Origin of the sequence: Paracoccus sulfuroxidans (assembly GCF_007830335.1) — a bacterium.
Taxonomy (GTDB): Bacteria; Pseudomonadota; Alphaproteobacteria; order Rhodobacterales; family Rhodobacteraceae; genus Paracoccus; species Paracoccus sulfuroxidans.
This window is the reverse complement of record NZ_VLKU01000004.1, coordinates 210,971-228,601: the sequence shown is the minus strand read 5'-3', so window position 1 is coordinate 228,601 and position 17,631 is coordinate 210,971. Positions and strand designations below refer to the sequence as shown.

The window sequence follows — 17,631 nt, the reverse complement described above, 5'->3', positions numbered from 1 at the left end:
CACCGTCATGGAAAGCCCGCTTCCGCTGCTGATGGCCGCCACGGCCCTGATGATCGTACCCTTTCTGGTCGTCAGCCTGACCGCCTTCGTCAAGATCGCGGTGGTGCTGTTTCTGGTGCGCAGCGCGCTGGGCGTGCAGCAGACGCCGCCGAACATGGTGCTTTACGGTGTCACCATCGTGCTGACCGGCTATGTCATGTCGCCGGTGATCGCGCAGTCCATCGCCGCGCTGACCGACAACGGCAGCCTGACCACCGTGCCCCCACCTTCGGAATGGGCTCAGCTTTTGCAGCGCGGGCTGGAGCCTGTCCGCGAATTCCTGATGCGCTTCACCACCCCGCAGGACCGCGAATTCTTCCTGTCGGCCGCGCAGGAAATGCATGCCAACAGCGGCGTGATGCCGGGTGAGCGCGACATCTTCATCCTCGCCCCCGCCTTCGTCACCGCCGAGCTGACCCGCGCCTTCGAAATCGGCGTGCTGCTGTACCTGCCCTTCATCGTCATCGATCTGGTGATGACGAATATCCTGACCGCCATGGGGATGATGATGGTCTCGCCCACGGTGATCTCGCTGCCGTTCAAACTCTTGCTGTTCGTCGCCGTCGACGGCTGGTCGCGGCTGACGCATGGGCTGGTGATGAGCTATGTCTAGGGGGGCGCGATGCGGCTTTACGAGACCCTGAACCACGCGCTGATCCTTGTGCTGCAACTGTCACTGCCGGTCATCATCGCGGCGACGGCGGTGGGGCTGATCGTCGGCCTGATCCAGGCGCTGACCCAGATCCAGGACCAGACGCTGCCGATGGCGGTCAAGCTTCTGGCCGTGTCGGGGGTTATCATCGTGCTGGGTGCGGCACTCTCGGCCCGGCTGATCGCCTTCACCATCGACGTGTTTTCCCGGATCGCGGCCGGATGAACGGCCTTTACGAGGTGCTGGCGCCGGGGCTGTCCTTGCCTGCGGATCTGGCCACCCTGACGGTCGTGCTGATCGTCACCGGCGCGCGGGCGGTCGGGTTCGTAATGATCTGCCCGGTCTTTGGCCGCTTCGGCATCAGCCGGGGCTTCCTGCGCGGCGCGGTCGTCGTCGCCATGACCGCACCTGTCCTTGGCACCGCCAGCGCACAGGTGATGGCAGAGCCCGATCTGATCTCGACCATCTCGCTGCCGCTGGTGGTTCTGCGTGAAACGATCATCGGGGCGGTGCTGGGCTTTCTGGTGGGCATCCCCTTCTGGGCGGTGCTGGCGGCGGGTGATTTCATCGACATGCAGCGCGGCGCATCCATGGCCAATATCATGGACCCGGGCTCGTCGTCAGAGGCCTCGGTTACGGGGACCTTCTATTTCATGGTCTGCGTGCTGGTGCTGGCGGCCGAGGGCGTGCTGTTCCCGACGCTCTTTGGCCCACTGCTGAAAAGCTATGCGATGTTCCCGGTCCTGCAACCCTTCGAGCTGCCCGATCCGCGTCAGGGTGCGCTGGCCCTGCAGATGCTCGATCAGATCCTGCGCGCGGGGCTTTTGCTGGCGCTGCCGGTGCTGGTCCCGCTTCTGCTGGCCGAGATGGTGCTGGTCGTCGGCACGAAATACATGCCGCAGATCAACGCGATGTTTCTGGCCATGTCGGTCAAGCAGATCGTGCACGCCCTGCTTTTGCTGATCTATACCGTCATTGTGGCCCGCTATGCGATCAGCCAGATCGGCCATGGCGCGCTGTCACCCGACGCGCTGTCGCCCTTCCTGAAGGGGGTCGTTGAATGAGCGAATCCTCGGAAGAAAAGAACCTGCCGCCGACGCCCCACAAGCTGAAGAAAGCGCGCGAGAAGGGGCAGGTCGTGACCTCGAAGGATACGCTATCCTCGGTCGCGACCATCGTGGGGCTGGGCTATCTCTACATGCGCCGGGCCAGCATCACCGAGAATCTGAAGCAGCTGTTTTCCTATGACCCGGACCCGGCGCTGAGCTTTGCCGAGCAGCTGGCCGACAAGGCCAAGGTCTCGCTGGATCTGGGGCTGATGATCGTGGTGCCGCTGCTGGTCGGGGTCATCGTGATCGGCATTCTGGGCGGCATGACGATTTCCGGCGGCCCGGTCTTTTCGACGCATCCGCTGATTCCCGACTTCAAGAAGCTGAACCCAGCCGAAGGCTTCAAGAAGATCTTCGGCAAGCGTGCGCTTCTGGGCTTCCTCATGCATGTGGTGCGGCTTTCGGCGGTCACGGTGGTGCTGGGGATTCTGGCCTGGGGCTATTTCGGGGCGATGATCTCGACCCCGCCCTGCGGCATGGATTGCGCGAGCTATGTGATGGACCGGATGATGGGCCCCTTGCTGATGGCGACCATTGCCATCCTGACGCTGGCGGCGCTGTTCGATTATCTGGTGCAGCGCTCCAGCTTCATGCGTGAACAGCGCATGTCGATCACCGAGCTTAAGCGAGAGTTCAAAGATCAGGATGGCGACCCACTGCTGAAGGGTCAGATGCGCTCGGACCAGCGGGCGATGGTGGACCGGCCAACCGGGCTCTCGCAGGCGACGACCGTGATCCACAACGCCCCGCATCAGGCCATCGGCATCCGCTATGTCGAGGGGGACACGCCCGCGCCTCTGGTCGTGATTCGCGCGCGCGGCAGTCAGGCCGTCCGCCGTCTGCTGCGGCAGGCCAAGGTCGACACCCATTTCGATGCCGAGACCGTCGCCAAGGTCGAATCGATCGCAGTCGGCGACTACATCACCCGCGACGACCAGATCACCGCCATCGCGCCCTATCTGCGCTAGGCGGCAAAGGAAAAGGCCCCGCCGATGCGACGGGGCCTTCCTTGTCTTCAACCGGCAGGGTCAGACGTACTGACCGCCCCACGAGTTGCCGCCGAACATGTTCTGGCTGGAGAACAGGCTGTTGAACAGCGTCGAGAAGCCCAGCATCATGCTGAGCTGCAGCGCTTCGTTCATCGGCTTTTCGAACTGGCTCCACTGTCCATAGTCACTGTTGTGATTCTGGAAATGCGTGTCGTAGAGATTCTCGACCTCGTAGTCCTTCACCGTGTTCTTGTCGCCCGCGCTCGAGATCGAGCCGTCCAGACGCTCGATGGCACCGCCACCCTGCGCGCCCGAACCCGAGTCGCCGTTGCGCGCCTTGCCATCGCCGTCGAAGGTCTGGCCCAGCAGGCCGTGCGGGCGCACGCCGTCAGCGACCGCGTTGTCGGTCTTGACGTCCATGTTGATCATGTCGCCCTTGGGCTGGAAGTTCACTTCCCATTCGCCCTTCTTGACGACGACCTGACCATTCTTGCGCTCGGCATAGCCGCCGTCGTGCAGCTGCACACGCTCGCCTTCCTTCAGCTCCTGGCCGTTCACAGTCGCAGCACCGGATTTGTCGACCTGGATATAGTTGGACCCGGCCGTGATTCCGACCTTGCCGACCACGGTCGCGCCGCCGTTGCCCCATTTCTCGAAGGTTCCGTTCATCTGGAACCCCTGATCCGAGAGCAGGTTGTAGGTCTTCCCGGCCTCGCCCTGAACGTCGAACTTGCCGCCGTCAGCACCGATGAAATGGGGGTCACCCCAGATCCGGGCCTGACCGCTGATGGGCTTTTGCGCGCCTTCGCTGTTGTTGCCGCCGCCGATCAGCTGCGACAGACCGTCGAAGAGCTGCCCCAGACCGTTGAAAAGCTGCGAGATCGGGTTCTGGTTGCCACCGTTCTGCGATTCGCCCGGATGATGCCCAGGGCCCTCGTGCGAGCCATGCGGCCCGTGGCTGTGGTGATGGTGGCGCCCATGCGGCCCGTGGTGGCCGTGATGGTGATGATGCCCATGGTGATGACCATGCGGTCCATGGTGACCATGATGCCCGTGGTGACCGTGCGGGCCATGATGACCGTGATGCCCAGGGAAGAGAGCCTGGAGGAAATTCGGTCGTTTGAAAGCCTGCGCTGGCAAGGGTTGATCCAACCCGGGCATACCGACGCTAATATTTATCGCCGTAAGGTTGACAGGTGTGTTCATGACACTCTCTAAAACTGAATTACACGTTATTGGTCACCAGCAGACTGATAATTCCACAATTTCGTGAATAGTTTATGGCATTTTTGGCGGCTTTCCGCTGTTGCGCGCCGCATCGCCTATTGGGCATAGGCGTATGGCAAAAATCCGCCAGATTATTTTCCAAACCTCTAAACGGGGTCCACATCCGGACGTTTTCAAGAAAGACTGCCCCTATGGTCGCACGGCCGTCATCTTTGGCCTGCATGTTTGACCAGTCTTACTTGGTTGCGCTGGGACGACGCGGTCCCCGTCGGGAGGTTTACGAACAGTGTCTGAACGCGTGATTGAAATCGTCGAACTGGACAGACGCTTCGGAGTCGACCCTGACGGGGTCGAGTTGAAGCGCCTTACGGAACGGCTGTTGGCAGGAAAAGGGCGTGTGGTCCAGGAAATGGGCCGTGGAGTGAGCACAGAACAGTATGCCCGGCTCGCTCTTCTCTCCCAGGCGTATGATGCTGGCATCGACGCGCTGCCAAAGCTGTGGGCATCAATTAACGAAGACCCAACCGGTTAACTTAACTAGTGAGTATAAATCATGTCCATCAATTCTAATAGCTCGCTCCAAGGTATGCTGCAGCAGACCCGCTCGGAGAACCAGGAAGCTCTGGCATTCCAGCAAAGCCTGAACCGCGAAATGAAGGACTTCAACACCAAGATGTCCGCTCTCGACGCGATCAAAAAAGCCTGGGACAAGATCAAAGCCTGATCTCTTGGGCGGGGTGCGGTTTTTGCCGCGCCCCATCAATTCAATAAAGCAGCTGAATGAAATACGGCGCCGGCTCCTTAATCAGGAGGACCGGCTATTGGGCCCATATAATGTCGCATTCGAAACCCTTTTTGCTGAGCGTGCTGACCGGCCCCAATGCCGGGGCCAGCACCGCATTCGGGACCGCCAAAATGCAGCTTGGCGGCGGACGCGAGGATAATATCGTTCTGGCCGGGCTTTCGCCGGATTGTCTGGCCTTCAAGGGCGACGGCAACCGTCTGCGAATCGCCGCCCGCAGCGAGGGGCTCAGCTGCCATGACGGCGCGACCGGCGTACCCTCGGCGCTGCCGACGGGCGGCGCGGTCTATGAGACCGAACTGCCCGCCACGCTGCGGCTGAATTCCGACACCGTGGTCACCATCTCGCGCCTGCATGCCGACACGCGGCGCCGTCTGGGCCTGCCTGCCAGTCTGGCAATCGGCGCGATTGCCCTGTCGATGGGGCTGTGGCTGGGCGCGAATTCCCCCGATGCCGCCAGCCCGCCCGAAACGCAGGCCGCGACCGACAGCACTGGCCCCGCACCCACGCAAACCGCCGAGGCTGCGGCCCCTGCCGCGCCGCCCGATCTGATGACGGCGACCTCGCCCAAGATGTCCTGCACCGGCGATTGCGCCACCTCGGCCGCCGAAGGGCTGCAGACACGCATGCAGGCCGAGGGGCTGGACGGGCTGACACTCAGCGTCGAGGACGGGATCTTCCGCGTCACCGGCGCCCTGCCCGCCAACAAGACCGACGTCTGGCGCCAGTTGCGCGCCAATTTCGAATCCGATTTCGGCCAGAGTCTGCCCTTGGTGGTTCAGGTCCATGAGGGCGATGCCTCGCCCATCCTCGCCGTGTCCTCGGTCTGGCTGGGCAAGGCCCCCGAGATCCGCACGAAATCCGGCACCGTCCTTCGGATCGGCGACACGACCGGCGACGGCTGGATCATCCAATCCATCGCCAAGGGCGAGATCGAGCTGGCCCGGGGCTCGCAGACAACAACGGTGCGCTTCTAAATGTACTCTCAGGTCAAGCAACCATGGTAAACCAGATCAGCCCCTTCCCGCCAGCGCGCCCCAGTACCGAAACGTCTGGGACGACCACAACGAATCTTCGTGGCCGCGCGCATCTGACGCCGGACAAGCAGATCCAGGGGCAGGGCCAGATCCCGCCGCCCCGCGCGCGCCTTGACGAAAACCGCTCGGAGACAGGCGGCTTCCGCGAGATCCTTGAGGAAGGCTTCGGCCGCGTCCGCCTGCCCGACACGATCCAGCTGGTCGCGGCCCTTGAGGCGGCGCGCGATCACGCAGGCCTTGCCGACAAGGCGGTGCCGGGTCTGGGTCGTCTGGTCACCGCCGTCATCGACGACGAGACGCGCAAGCTGCAACGCTATCTTGACCTTCGCGGCCAATAGGACAGGCCGTTTTGAACAATTCATCACTTTCACTGAACTCCAGCCAGTATCTCGACGGCCCTCTGGGCAAGGGCGAAGGGCCGGACGCTTTCGCCACGACCGAATGGCGCCAGCAGAGCGAGGATGAGAGCTGGCAGGACGGCGATGAGCCGGGCACGCCCCCGCCGCCGCCGAACTCACAACAGCATGGGCAGGTCCTGTCCTCGCTTGCGCTGATCTATCTGCGCCACGGCGATCCGGCGCGCGCCATGGTGTTGAGCCTTGCTGGCATGGCGATGGGCGATCTGACGCCCTCGACCATTCTGATCGTGGCCGAGGCGATGTTACGCGCGGGCGACCCCGAACAGGCGATGACCGTGCTGACCCGGTTTGACCGCAAGCCCGATCAGCCGGGCGCGCTGTCCCACGCCCCGAACCAGGCCGAGATTGCCGCGCGCCATTATATCACCGCGCGCATCCTGCATCGTCGCGGTGACAATGAAGGCGCCCGCGCCGCGCTGGCCCGCTCGCGCGAGGCACAGCTACTGCACGGGGGCCAGGCATGAGCAGGATCACAGCCGCTCTGAAGATGATCGCGTCACGGCAGGACCTCGCACTGGTCGTCCTGCTGATCCTGATCGTCTTCATGATCGTGCTGCCCCTGCCGACATGGCTGATCGACCTGTCGATCGGCTTCAACCTGTCGCTATCGGTGCTGATCCTGATCGTCGCCGTCTATCTGCAAAAGCCTACGTCCTTCTCGACCCTGCCTGCGGTTTTGCTGTTTGCCACGCTGTTCCGGCTGGCCATCGGCATTTCCACGACGCGTCTGATCCTGCTTCAGGCCGATGCGGGCCAGATCGTCGAAACCTTCGGCAAATTCGTTCTGGGCGGCTCGCTGGTCGTCGGCATCGTGGTCTTCCTGATCATCACCATCGTCCAGTTCATCGTGATCACCAAAGGCTCGGAACGTGTGGCCGAGGTCTCGGCCCGCTTCTCGCTGGACGCGCTGCCGGGGCGGCAGATGTCGATCGACAGCGACATGCGCGCGGGCGAGATCGATCTGGCCGAGGCCCGCCGCCGCCGCGAAGCGCTGCAGCTGGAAAGCGAATTCTACGGCTCGATGGACGGGGCGATGAAATTCGTCAAAGGCGACGCGATTGCGGGCCTGATCATCATTGCCGTCAACATTCTGGGCGGTCTGGGCGTTGGTGTCGGCCAGCAGGGCATGGCCTTCGGCGATGCGCTGCATCTTTATTCGGTGCTGACCGTTGGCGACGGTATGGTCAGCCAGATCCCCGCGCTGCTGATGGCGATCAGCGCCGGTCTGGTCATCACCCGCATCACGCATGACGGCTCGGCCGATCTGGGACAGGACATCGCCGCCCAGATCACCGCCAGCGCCCGCGCGTTGCAGGTCGCCGCCGTCGTCCTTCTGGGCTTTGCGCTGATCCCCGGTTTCCCGTGGATGGTCTTTGTCTCGCTGGCCATTCTGTTCGGGAGCGCGGGCTTCTTCGCCAGCCGCCGCGAAAAGGCCGAGGCCGCAGCGCAAAACGATCTCTCCGCCAACGTACCGGGCCGCGTCGAGTCGCGTCAGGACCTGCTGATGGTGCCGATGCAGCCGGTGCAGTTGAGCGTCGGCAGCGGCCTTGCCTCGGGGCTGGAGCGCGCGATCTTCGACGACGCGGCGCTAAGCGAACGTGCGCGGATGTTCGACGATCTGGGCGTGCCCTTCCCCCGGCTGCAGCTCTCTGTCGACAGCCTCGCGCCCGCCGACCGCTGGCAGCTGCGGGTCGAGAACGTTCCGGTCGCCGAGGGGCATATCCCCGCCGGGCGGTTGCGTCTGCTCGACAGTCCCGAGCCTGCGCGGATTCTGGGCGTTCCGGTCGATGAGGTCGAAATCGGCGACACCCGCAGCTGGTGGTGCCACCCCTCGGCCGCGCCCGATCTGAAGCGCCACGGCATCGCCTATCTGACCCCCGCCGAGGCGCTGGCACGCACCGCCATCGCGCGCCTGCCGCGCCATGCGGCCGAGTTTCTGGGCGTGCAAGAGGTCGGCGCGCTGCTGGCCGCGATGGAGGCGCGCTATGACAGCCTCGTCTCCGAGGCGCAAAAGGCGCTGCCCTTGCAAAAGATCGCCGCCATCATGCGTAAGCTGGTCGAAGAAGAGATCCCCGTCCGCAACCTGCGCATCCTGCTGGAAACCATCGTCGACTGGGCCCCGCGCGAAAAGGATGCCGAACTGCTGGCCGAATATGTGCGCGCCGCACTCGCCCGCCAGATCAGCCACAAATACGCCGATGCCGACCGTTTCATCGCCGCCTATGTGGTGGAAACCGACATCGAGGACACCATCCGCAACTCGATCCGTCAGGCCCCTTCGGGCGTCTATCTGGCGCTTGAGGCCCAGCAGTCGCGCAAGCTGCTGGAGACACTGAAATCCGCCGTGGGCGATCCGTCTTCCCACACTTCGCAGCCGGTTTTCCTGTCCAGCATGGACATTCGCCGGTTCCTGCGCCGTTTCCTTGCCAATCACGACATGAACTTCCCGGTTCTGTCGCACAAGGAAGTCGCGCCCACCTACAAGGTGCAACCACTGGCCATGTTGTCGATCCAATGAACCAGACGATCAGATCCCTGCCTGTCCCGCTTTTCCTTGGCTTCCTGCTGCTGGTGCTGCTGGCTGGCCCCTCTCTTGCACAGGCGCGACTGGTGCTGCGCGAAGGCGAAGGCCGGATGATGAACCTGCCCGAGGGCACCGCCACGGTCTTTGTCGCCGATCCGATGATCGCCGATGCGCAGGCCTCCTCGCCGAATTCGATCTATGTGACGGGCATCGCGCCCGGCCGCACGAACATCATCCTGAGCGATGCGAATGAGCAGCAGCTGGCGCAATATGCCATCGACGTGCGCCCCGACACCTCGGCGGCGAACGGCATGATGGCGCCGGGGCTGACGATCAACACCACGCCGGATGGCGCGGTGATCTCGGGCAACACCAATGACGTGCAGGGCGCGCGCTCGGTCTCGGCGGCGACGCGGGCGCTGCAGAATCAGGGCGTCTCGGTGCAGGACAACTCGACCTATGGCGGCGGCACGCAGGTGTCGCTGCGGGTCCGCTTTGTCGAGGCCTCGCGCAATGACCTGCAGCGGCTTGGGGTCGATCTGTCGGCGCTTGGCAGCTCGGCCGCGGGCCCCTTGCGCGTGGTCACCGGCCTTGGCAACCCGACGGGCTTCGTCGATGGCGCGGTCAACGGGCCGGGCGGCCCTGCCGTGGGCGGCCGTGCCACCGCAGGCAGCTTCACCATCGACACGCTGATCGACGCACTGGAACGTCGCGGCGCGGTGCAGATCCTGTCCGAGCCGACGCTGACCACCGTCAGCGGTCGCCGCGCCAGCTTCCAGGCGGGGGGCGAGATCGCCTATCCCGTCAATCAGGGCGACGGCGTCATCACCGCCGCGTTCAAGCAGTATGGCGTCTCGATCGACTTCCTGCCGACGGTCCTGCCCAATCGCCGCATCGCCATCGAGGTGAAGCCCGAGGTCAGCTTCCTCAACAATGAGGCGACCGTGGCCGTGCAGGGCTTCCAGGTTCCGGGCGTCTCGGTGCGGCGCGCCGATACCACGGTCGAGGTTTCCAGCGGCCAGACCTTCGCCATCGCCGGTCTTTATGAGCAGTTCTCGGAAAACTCGTCGAACGGCGTCCCGGGCATGAGCAATATCTTCGGCAAATCCACCCGGTCGCGGCGCGAGCGCGAGCTGATGATCTTCATCACCCCCTATCTGGCAGGCTCGCGCGATGTTGCGGGGCCGCGTCAGGCCCGCCCGCAACCGCAGAACACCGTGGGGTTCATCACCAGATGAGAACGCTTGCCTTCCTTGCCCCCGCCCTTCTGCTGACCGCCTGCGCCGAGCCGATGATCCGCGATTCGGACGTCATCCGGACCTCGATGGACCCCTCGTTCACCTATAATGAGGGCGGGGTGGTCATCCCGACCTCCTGCCAGCCGGGCCGCGCCTCGACCTATTCCGGCACGCCGCCGGGCTGCGCGCGTGATGTGGCCTTCGCCAAGCAGGTGCTGAACCCCAGCGATCTGGTCGACCCGATCCCGCCGGGGCCGCCGCCGACCGGTCCGGTCGGTCGCGCCGCCGATGCCTATCTGAACGGCGGCATGGACCCGCAGGTCGTGCCCAATTACGGCGGCATGCGCGGCTCTCCCCGCACGGTGCGCCCGCAAGAGATCGGCGGAGCCCCCGCGCCCAATGGTCCGAACGGCCCGATCTATCCGACCGCGCCCTATGATCCCTACGCGACCGGGCAATAGAGACAGAACAGCATGAAAAAGGGGCCAACCGGCCCCTTTTCTATTTTGACTGTCGTCTGGTTTCAGATCGCGGGCATGATGCCGAAGGCGCGCATGCCCTGCGTCCGCGCGCGGTGACCCACGGCCAGAATGTCACCGATCTCTTCCCGGGCAAGGCCCAGCTGCTGGCCATCGGCGCGGGCCGTGGCGTCCTGCCGGGTCATCCCGCCCACAAGGATCAGGTTGCGCCGGTGCGAATAGCTGCTGTCGGGCGCGAAGGCCGCCGCGCGGGCGATGCCATAGGCCTGCGGATCGCCGGTTAGGCCCGCGATGATCGCGATATTGCTGCGCACGTCCAGATCGCGCGGATACGCCCGCGTCGCGGCATCCAGAACCGCACGCGCTTCGGCCAGACGGTTGAGACCGGTCAGTGCGCCCGATTTCAGCAGCAGCACCGGCAGGTCCGTGCCCCCGGCCTTCTGCGCCATCGACAGCGCACCGGCGTAATCGCCGACCGCCAGCTGCGCCCGGCCATAGCCCATCACCGCGTCCCGGTCGTCGGGCTTGACCAACAGGGCCTCGCGATAGGCGCCCATGGACTGGCTCCACTGGCCCAGATCGGCCTGGATCTTGCCGTATTCCTTCAGCGTCTCGACATCGTTGGGGTTGCGGCGCAGCGCCACCTGCAGCTCACCCATGCGCTGCGAGGCAGTCAGCGGGCGGCTGGGCTCGGGCCCGAAGGAGGAATTGTCATCAGCACATCCAGCCAGCGCCAGGGCGACAAGCAAAGCAGGGGCAAGGCGGAACAGCGGGGCTTTCGGGAAACTCGTTGCAGACATTTACTCATCCGACAGAAAACTCGACGGAGGACATGCCCGTCCCTTCGAGTCGTGCCACAGATCGCCGTCAAAATGAACCGAAAAAATCCAGCCGGAAAAGCAGCTTGCCGGTTTCCGCACCATTGGGGACGGTTCGGCAAACTACTGCCTTGAATGGCAGAAAGGGCGCGCAACCGCGCGCCCTGACATGGGCAAACCCGGGGCCGGTGGCCCTAGCGCGCGGCCTTCTGCGGCAGGACCGTGAAGCCCAGCGGCGTGTCCGTCCAAAGCTGCGGCGGAAACGCCTCGGGCCGGATCGAGCCGGTCACCAGCCCCACAAGGAACGGCCCGAAGGTCACACCTTCGAAGACCTGCGGCATGCCGTCCTCATCCCCCCAGACGGCGACAGGCCATGTCTCGGGCGGGGCATCGCTGACGATCCAGCCGACGTAGTCGCCGTTGTCGGTGACGCCTGCGGTCATCAGGCTGCCATCGGCCGGGAAATTCGGCAGTGCATATTTCGCGGGCCAGTTCTGCTTCAGCTCAGCATAGGCCTTGGCCGGACGCTCGACTGCGGCGGGCAAGAGTATGGCAGTGCTGTAATTCCCAGTGGGCGTATAGAAAGCGACGAAACTACCAATGTACCCCGGCCCCCAGGTTTCGACGAATTGCTTGAAATCGGGGGGAAAGGGGCGGCCCAGTTTCTGTTCGGCGGCTTTCCAGTCACCGGCTTCGATGGTCACAGTGCGCTCCTCGGCCGGGGGCGGCGGGATCAGCAGCGCCAGATCGTCAATCCACATGCTTCAGGTCTTCCTTCGGGTCTTGCAATCAAACGCCATCGCGATTGTTGATGGTCACAGCGATATCCAAGCCCTGATCGCCCTTGGCTTGCAAGACGATATGGGTCGGGACGGGATTGCCTTCCGCATAAACCGGGGTCACGCGGTAGTTCACATTCTCGCCCGCGTCGACGGCCCGATAGACCACATCCTCGAACGAGCGCATGACGGGCGAATTGGTCGGGTTCTGGTAAAGCGTGACAAGGTTCGCCATCTCGGCCCCGTCTCCACCCAGACGACGGGCCAGCAGGTGACCACGCGAATGGTTCGCGCCGCCCCCTTCAAAGCCCGGCGGGCGCAGGTTCGGATCGGCATGGGTGCCGGTGTCCAGCATGCTGCGATCAAGAGTGACTTCGATGCCCTGCGCCTGATCTCCCTTCAGCGTGCCAAAATTCGTCAGCTTCGCATCCCCCGGTTTCGGCGCGGCCAGCGCGGCGGTTCCGGCCGGTATGCCCAGAGTGATATCGCCCGAGGCCACATATTGGTTCTGGATATCCGTCTGCGAGCGGGGGGCGGCCACGAAGCCATTCCCCTGCGAGGCCGCCGCATCCAGCCGCCGCGTCTCGCGCACAAGTGCCTGATCCAGTTCGCGCTGACGCACGGCAATGGCGTCACGTTCGGTCGGGGTCTTGGCATTGGCAAGCTGCGTCGCCAGTTGCGAGGATTCGGTGGTGATCTTGTCGATCTCGAGCTTGGCTTCCCACGCGTTCGAGCCGACCTCGGGCTGCTGCTGGCCGGTCAACAGGCTGGTCAGCCGGTCGCGCAACCCGTTGGCGTTCTTCATCTGGTTGGCGGTGGTCTGGTGCAGCGCCAGCAGATCGGGGCTGATCGGGCCGGTTCCCGTCTCGATGCGGACATTGGTCGCGCGCCCGTTCTGGGTGTCATAGGCGACCCGCACCTCGCCCGGAGCGAGGCTGGTGTTCTGCGAGACCGGCACGTCCGCGCGTGGCAGCGTGGCCGTGCCATTGCGGATGCTGGCGTCGATGCCTGCAAAGCCGGTGCCGTTCGTGGCACTTTGGCCCGCGCGATGCGAGGCCCCGCTCATGCCCGCCCAGAAGCCGATGTTCAGAAGCGACGCCGCGCGGTCCTTTCCGGACATATTGTCCCAGTTCTGGCCCAGCTGGATCGCCTGATCGGCCATGGCGATGGCATCCGCGCCCTCGGCCGCATAACCCAGCCCCGCGACCGTCCGCGCCAGACCCGGCGTCACCCGCGCGCCCGCGGTCGCAAGCTTCATCGCCCCGCCCAGAGCCCCGACCGACAGCGTGCCCGCCGCAACCTCAAGCCAGTCGGCCCGGACGCTGGGATCGCTGAGATCGGTGATATCCTGGCCATGCGTGGCCTTGTCGTGCAGGCTTTGGCCCGCACGGCCCGCCATCCACAGCCCCGCGCCGCCCGCGACCAGCGGTGCCGCCGTGCCCCCCGAGCCCGCGATGATGACCACGCCCGCCACGATGCCCGCGCCAATCGCCACGCCGTCCACAACCTTGCCGAACCCTTCCGAGAAGGTGTCGACCACGCCCGGCGTGTTGCGATGGGTCAGCTTGTCGGATTTCAGGTCCAACCCCTCGGCATAGGTCATCTTGCCTTCGGGAAGGGTGTTGTTTTCTTCCCAGTCCTTGACGTCCTTGTAGGTCCTGCCCGAGTGGTCGACGAATTGCGGCCCGCCCTCGGTCTCGACCCGGAAGAGCGGCACAACGGCTGCGCCCTGCCCCTCGGCGGTCACGCTGATCGGGATAACCGTGACCTTCGCATCCGCGCCGCCCAGTGAGGTGATCTGATCAGCGACCTTGTCGAGCGCGGCGTTGTTGCCGCCGCGGGAATAGAACTGATAGTCCATCCCCTGCGCCATCATCGCGTCGGTCTGCGCCCCTTCGGGGAGCTGGTCGGGCTGATAGCCCATGGCCTGACCGACGGTGTTGCGCAGCGCCTCGCCCGACAGGGTCTGCGGATCGGTGCCGCGCTGCTGATAGGCGTCGGTCACCTTCTGGGCATAGTCGCGCGAGACCTGCTCGTTCTCCCAGCCGCCCTTCATGTGATCCTTGGTCGTGCAGGCGCCGTCGGCGGCTGCCATATCCAGGGCCCAGACCCGCTGCTCGGGCGAGGTTTCCTGATTGAACAGCATGTCGCGCGCGCCCGGATCCTGCAGCACCTGTTCCAGGTTGCGGGCGGTCTGTTCGCGACCGATCTTGTCGGTCGGCCCATCGCCCGGACGCTTCACATTGGCGATGGCATTGGCGAAGTTCTGGCGGTCCTTCTGGCTGGTCAGGGCCGAGCCGTCTTCGAACATGAAAAGCGAGGTCGCCAGCCGGTCGGCCTGTTCCGCCGGGATCCGGCCTTTATCGCCCAAAGCGGCCCATAGCTCGCGCCGCGCCTCGGGGTTCGCGCCCAGAACGCTGGCCAGTTGCGGCTCGATGCCGTCGAACTGGCGCACGGCGGCGGCGGGATCCAGCTTGATCGCCTGCTCCATTGCCTCGTACTGGCCTTCGAAATAGCCCTCGCTGGCCATCGTCGGGATGCCCCGGGCGTGCGAGGCCTTGGTCGCAGCCTCGGGCCTGGCCAGTTCCTCGGCAAGGATGCGGCGGGCGGTCGGATCGTCCTTCACGCCCTCGGCCATCTCGCGCAGATTTTCACTGCGCTGATCACCGCGTTGTCCCAGCACCGCCCCGACCGATTGCCGCGCCAGCTCGCGCTGTTCGGCCTCGGTCAGCTTGCCCAGCGACGAGTCGCCGCGCATGGCCGCCGCCGTGCGTTCGCCGCCATGCTCATCATGGCCCAGCCACAGGAAACCGCCGCGCGACCGCTCACCGGCGTTATCCGCGACCCAGGTCGAGATTTCCGCCTTACGCTCGGGCGTGACCTCTTCTGCAGGAGGTTTCGGCGCGCCCGGTGCCGTCGCCACCGGCCCGACAAAGTTGGGATCGCCGGGTTTCGGCCCTGCCGTCGGGGCCGTCGTTGGGGCCGGGCCTGTCGCGGGCGCCGTCGCCGGGGCTGCCGCGACCGGTCCGACGAAATTCGGATCACCCGGTTTCGGCGGCGTCGTGGCCTCGGTCGGCTGCGGCTTCGCGGCCGGAACGGGCTTGGCCGGGGGCTGCTGGGGAACGGGGGTAGAGCGATCGTCTCTGCGGAAAACTGTGGTCATGGACGACCTCTCAACTCAAAAACTGATTACCTTTCCGCCACGATGCCAGATGTTTGCGAAGGCCACCTGACAGAAATCTGAAATTCGCGGGCGAGCGCCTCCGGCTGGCAAGATCTTGCCGGTTTTTCGCCCCGCATCAGGGCGCGCGGCAACCTGCGGGCGACCCCGCCCGGAACCCCGTCGCCCTATGCTTTCAGGGCGCGCGGACGCGCCCGCAAGGTTGCCCCTGCGGAAGGGTAGAGCCACGGAATCACGGCAGGAATCAGATGGCGTCAGATCTCGGATCGGGTGATCAGCGTCACCCGCTCGGACAGGAACCAGGTCGTGCCATATTCGACCGGCACGCCCTGCATGTCGGTGTTGACCGATTGCGTCACGATCAGCGGCTGGCCTTCCTGCGCGTTCAGCAGCAGCGCCTGCGCGACGGTGACGGTCTGGGCGCTGATCCGGGTCTCGGCACGCAGGAATTCGGCCAGCCCCGCCTCATTCAGCGCCGCCGTGACCGAAGAGAGGCGGCTCAGCCGCTCATCCAGCCCCGGAAAGCGCGCCGCCGGAAAGACAGTGCGATAAAGCGCGATCGGCTGATCATCCGCCGTCGACACCCCTTCCGAGACCCAGACCTCTTCCCCCGCCAGAATGCGCAGCGCCTGTGCCTCGACCGGGTCGGCGGGACGCCGCGCGGTCACATTGACCCGACGCCCCGGCAGCCGCCCGGCCAGCGCGAGGTTCTGGTGAAAGCTCACATGCCGCCCGATGGCATATTCGACCGGCTGCATCGCCACGAACACGCCCGAGCCGCGCCGCGCCCGCAACAGCCCCTCATCGACCAGCGACGCAACGGCCCGGCGCAAGGTGTGGCGGTTGACCCCGAAACGGGCGGAAAGCTGCGCCTCGGTCGGCAATCTGTCGCCGGGTCGCAGGCCCTGCTGGGCGATCTCGCTGGCCAATGTGTCGCGGATGGATCTCCAGACGGGGGTTCCAGATTGCGCCATGCAGGTTCCTTCAACGGTGACGGTCAGCCCGCCCTAATTGTCTAGTTGTATAGGCTGAAATCGGGATCGGCAAGCGGGTCGCCCGCAGAAACGTGATCGCCGCCTGCGCGCGGCTGGGCTATGGATCGAAGGCTCTTCCTTCCACCCTCAAGGTTTCTGCATGACACTTGCCTTCGCCAATGCCCGCCTGATCCTTGAGGACCGCGTCCAGACCGGCATGCTGCTGGTCGAAGGCGACCGGATTGCCGAGATCCGCCGGGGGGCCGAGGTGCCTGAGGGCGCCATCGACCTGCAGGGCGATTACCTCGCGCCCGGCATGATCGAGCTGCACACCGACAATCTGGAACGTCACATCCAGCCCCGCCCCGGCGTCGACTGGCCGCATGCCAGCGCCATTCTGGCCCATGATGCGGAACTGGCGGGCTGCGGCATCACCACAGTCTTTGACGCGATGCGCGTGGGCTCGATCCGCTCGGGCGGGCGGGACGGAGAGTCGCATGCCTATGCCCGCGCGCTTGCCAGCGAGCTGATCACCATGCGCCACACCGGCGCGCTGCGGATCAGCCATCTGCTGCATCTGCGGGCCGAGGTCTGCTCGGAAACGCTGGTCGATGAGCTGGCCGAGTTCGGCCCCGACGACCGCGTCGGCATCATCAGCCTGATGGACCACACCCCCGGCCAACGCCAGTTCCGCGATCTGAGCAAGCTCAAGCAATATGTGCAGGGCCGCCGAGGTCTGGACGAAGAGGAATTCGCCGCTCATGTCGCCGACCTGCAGGCGATGCGCGACAGTTTCGGCGATGCGCATGAGGCGGCGACCGTCGCCATGGCGCATAGGCTGGGCGCGGTTCTGGCCAGCCATGACGACACCACTGCGGCGCATGTTCAAACCTCGGCCCGGCACGGAGTGCGTCTGGCCGAATTCCCGACCACGCTGGAGGCCGCGGCCGCCTGCAATGCCTCGGGCATCATGGTGATCATGGGCGCGCCCAATCTGGTGCGCGGCGGGTCGCATTCCGGCAATGTCTCGGCCGAGGAACTGGCCCGCGCCGGGCATCTGGATATTCTGTCCTCGGATTACGTGCCCTCGGGCCTGCTGACCGGGGCGCTGATCCTGTCGCGGATCTGGGACGACCTGCCGCGTGCGATGGCGACGGTGACGGCCAACCCCGCGCGCGCCGCCGGGCTGGACGACCGGGGCCGCCTGATCCCCGGGGCGCGCGCCGACCTGATCCGCTTCCGCATGCTGGACCAGACGCCGGTGATGCGGGAAACCTGGGTCCGGGGTCGCCGCGTCTGATCCGGGCGCGCATCCCCTGTTTCGCGGTTGCAACCGGCCGCGCAACATCGGACATCTGGCGCAT

Annotated in this window: 18 protein-coding genes; 13 read left to right on the top strand and 5 right to left on the bottom strand. The window is 65.2% G+C overall.

All coding sequences use genetic code 11. From position 1 onward, the window contains the following. Nucleotides 1-7 precede the first annotated feature (7 nt). The 4 genes from sctR to IQ24_RS08225 are packed head-to-tail and all read left to right on the top strand — an operon-like array spanning nt 8 to nt 2,768. A complete protein-coding gene (gene sctR, locus IQ24_RS08240; RefSeq protein ID WP_145397379.1) occupies nt 8-652 on the top strand; it encodes a type III secretion system export apparatus subunit SctR in 645 nt (214 codons plus the stop codon). 9 nt (nt 653-661) lie between these two features. Further along, nucleotides 662-916 carry a type III secretion system export apparatus subunit SctS gene (gene sctS / locus IQ24_RS08235; RefSeq protein WP_145397377.1) on the top strand — a complete coding sequence of 85 codons (255 nt, stop codon included), beginning with the start codon at nt 662-664 and terminating at the stop codon, nt 914-916. Then, nucleotides 913-1,755 carry an EscT/YscT/HrcT family type III secretion system export apparatus protein gene (locus IQ24_RS08230; RefSeq protein ID WP_145397375.1) on the top strand — a complete coding sequence of 281 codons (843 nt, stop codon included), beginning with the start codon at nt 913-915 and terminating at the stop codon, nt 1,753-1,755. Before sctS ends, IQ24_RS08230 begins: the two co-directional genes overlap by 4 nt. Then, on the top strand, nt 1,752-2,768 hold the full coding sequence (locus tag IQ24_RS08225) for an EscU/YscU/HrcU family type III secretion system export apparatus switch protein (RefSeq protein WP_145397374.1): 1,017 nt from the start codon (nt 1,752-1,754) through the stop codon (nt 2,766-2,768). Before IQ24_RS08230 ends, IQ24_RS08225 begins: the two co-directional genes overlap by 4 nt. A 60-nt stretch (nt 2,769-2,828) precedes the next feature. On the opposite strand, the gene IQ24_RS08220 is transcribed toward IQ24_RS08225, so the two are convergent. Beyond that, a complete protein-coding gene (locus IQ24_RS08220) occupies nt 2,829-3,929 on the bottom strand; it encodes a DUF1521 domain-containing protein (RefSeq protein ID WP_145397372.1) in 1,101 nt (366 codons plus the stop codon). A 373-nt stretch (nt 3,930-4,302) separates the two neighbouring features. On the opposite strand from IQ24_RS08220, the gene IQ24_RS08215 reads away from it, so the two are divergent. From IQ24_RS08215 to IQ24_RS08185, 8 genes are all read left to right on the top strand, one after another. Beyond that, nucleotides 4,303-4,548 carry an EscE/YscE/SsaE family type III secretion system needle protein co-chaperone gene (locus tag IQ24_RS08215; RefSeq protein WP_145397370.1) on the top strand — a complete coding sequence of 82 codons (246 nt, stop codon included), beginning with the start codon at nt 4,303-4,305 and terminating at the stop codon, nt 4,546-4,548. Between the two features lie 21 nt (nt 4,549-4,569). Next, nucleotides 4,570-4,740, top strand: a complete 171-nt coding sequence (locus tag IQ24_RS20075) for a hypothetical protein (RefSeq protein ID WP_158637497.1) — start codon at nt 4,570-4,572, stop codon at nt 4,738-4,740. 110 nt (nt 4,741-4,850) lie between these two features. Further along, nucleotides 4,851-5,795, top strand: a complete 945-nt coding sequence (locus IQ24_RS08210) for a SctD/MshK family protein (protein ID WP_158637496.1) — start codon at nt 4,851-4,853, stop codon at nt 5,793-5,795. 23 nt (nt 5,796-5,818) lie between these two features. Beyond that, entirely contained in the window at nt 5,819-6,193 is a 375-nt protein-coding gene (locus IQ24_RS08205; RefSeq protein WP_145397367.1) for a hypothetical protein, read from the top strand. An 11-nt stretch (nt 6,194-6,204) separates the two neighbouring features. After that, nucleotides 6,205-6,738: a tetratricopeptide repeat protein gene (locus tag IQ24_RS08200; RefSeq protein WP_145397365.1), complete on the top strand. Its 534-nt coding sequence runs from the start codon at nt 6,205-6,207 to the stop codon at nt 6,736-6,738. Continuing rightward, nucleotides 6,735-8,792: a type III secretion system export apparatus subunit SctV gene (gene sctV, locus IQ24_RS08195; protein ID WP_145397363.1), complete on the top strand. Its 2,058-nt coding sequence runs from the start codon at nt 6,735-6,737 to the stop codon at nt 8,790-8,792. Before IQ24_RS08200 ends, sctV begins: the two co-directional genes overlap by 4 nt. Next, nucleotides 8,789-10,036: a type II and III secretion system protein family protein gene (locus IQ24_RS08190; protein WP_145397362.1), complete on the top strand. Its 1,248-nt coding sequence runs from the start codon at nt 8,789-8,791 to the stop codon at nt 10,034-10,036. Before sctV ends, IQ24_RS08190 begins: the two co-directional genes overlap by 4 nt. Next, nucleotides 10,033-10,497: a hypothetical protein gene (locus tag IQ24_RS08185; RefSeq protein ID WP_145397360.1), complete on the top strand. Its 465-nt coding sequence runs from the start codon at nt 10,033-10,035 to the stop codon at nt 10,495-10,497. The genes IQ24_RS08190 and IQ24_RS08185 overlap by 4 nt, the downstream gene beginning before the upstream one ends. 62 nt (nt 10,498-10,559) lie before the next feature. On the opposite strand, the gene IQ24_RS08180 is transcribed toward IQ24_RS08185, so the two are convergent. The 4 genes from IQ24_RS08180 to phnF all read right to left on the bottom strand — a co-directional run bounded on the left by IQ24_RS08180 (nt 10,560) and on the right by phnF (nt 16,267). Then, nucleotides 10,560-11,315 (bottom strand): hypothetical protein, encoded by a 756-nt coding sequence (locus IQ24_RS08180; RefSeq protein WP_145397358.1) that lies wholly within the window; start codon nt 11,313-11,315, stop codon nt 10,560-10,562. Nucleotides 11,316-11,527: 212 nt separating this feature from the next. Then, nucleotides 11,528-12,094 (bottom strand): SMI1/KNR4 family protein, encoded by a 567-nt coding sequence (locus IQ24_RS08175; RefSeq protein ID WP_145397356.1) that lies wholly within the window; start codon nt 12,092-12,094, stop codon nt 11,528-11,530. A gap of 28 nt (nt 12,095-12,122) precedes the next feature. Next, on the bottom strand, nt 12,123-15,275 hold the full coding sequence (locus tag IQ24_RS08170) for a DUF4781 domain-containing protein (RefSeq protein ID WP_145397354.1): 3,153 nt from the start codon (nt 15,273-15,275) through the stop codon (nt 12,123-12,125). A 272-nt stretch (nt 15,276-15,547) separates the two neighbouring features. Beyond that, nucleotides 15,548-16,267, bottom strand: a complete 720-nt coding sequence (phnF, locus tag IQ24_RS08165; RefSeq protein WP_145397352.1) for a phosphonate metabolism transcriptional regulator PhnF — start codon at nt 16,265-16,267, stop codon at nt 15,548-15,550. A gap of 160 nt (nt 16,268-16,427) precedes the next feature. On the opposite strand from phnF, the gene IQ24_RS08160 reads away from it, so the two are divergent. Beyond that, entirely contained in the window at nt 16,428-17,567 is a 1,140-nt protein-coding gene (locus IQ24_RS08160) for an alpha-D-ribose 1-methylphosphonate 5-triphosphate diphosphatase (protein WP_145397351.1), read from the top strand. Nucleotides 17,568-17,631 lie beyond the last annotated feature (64 nt).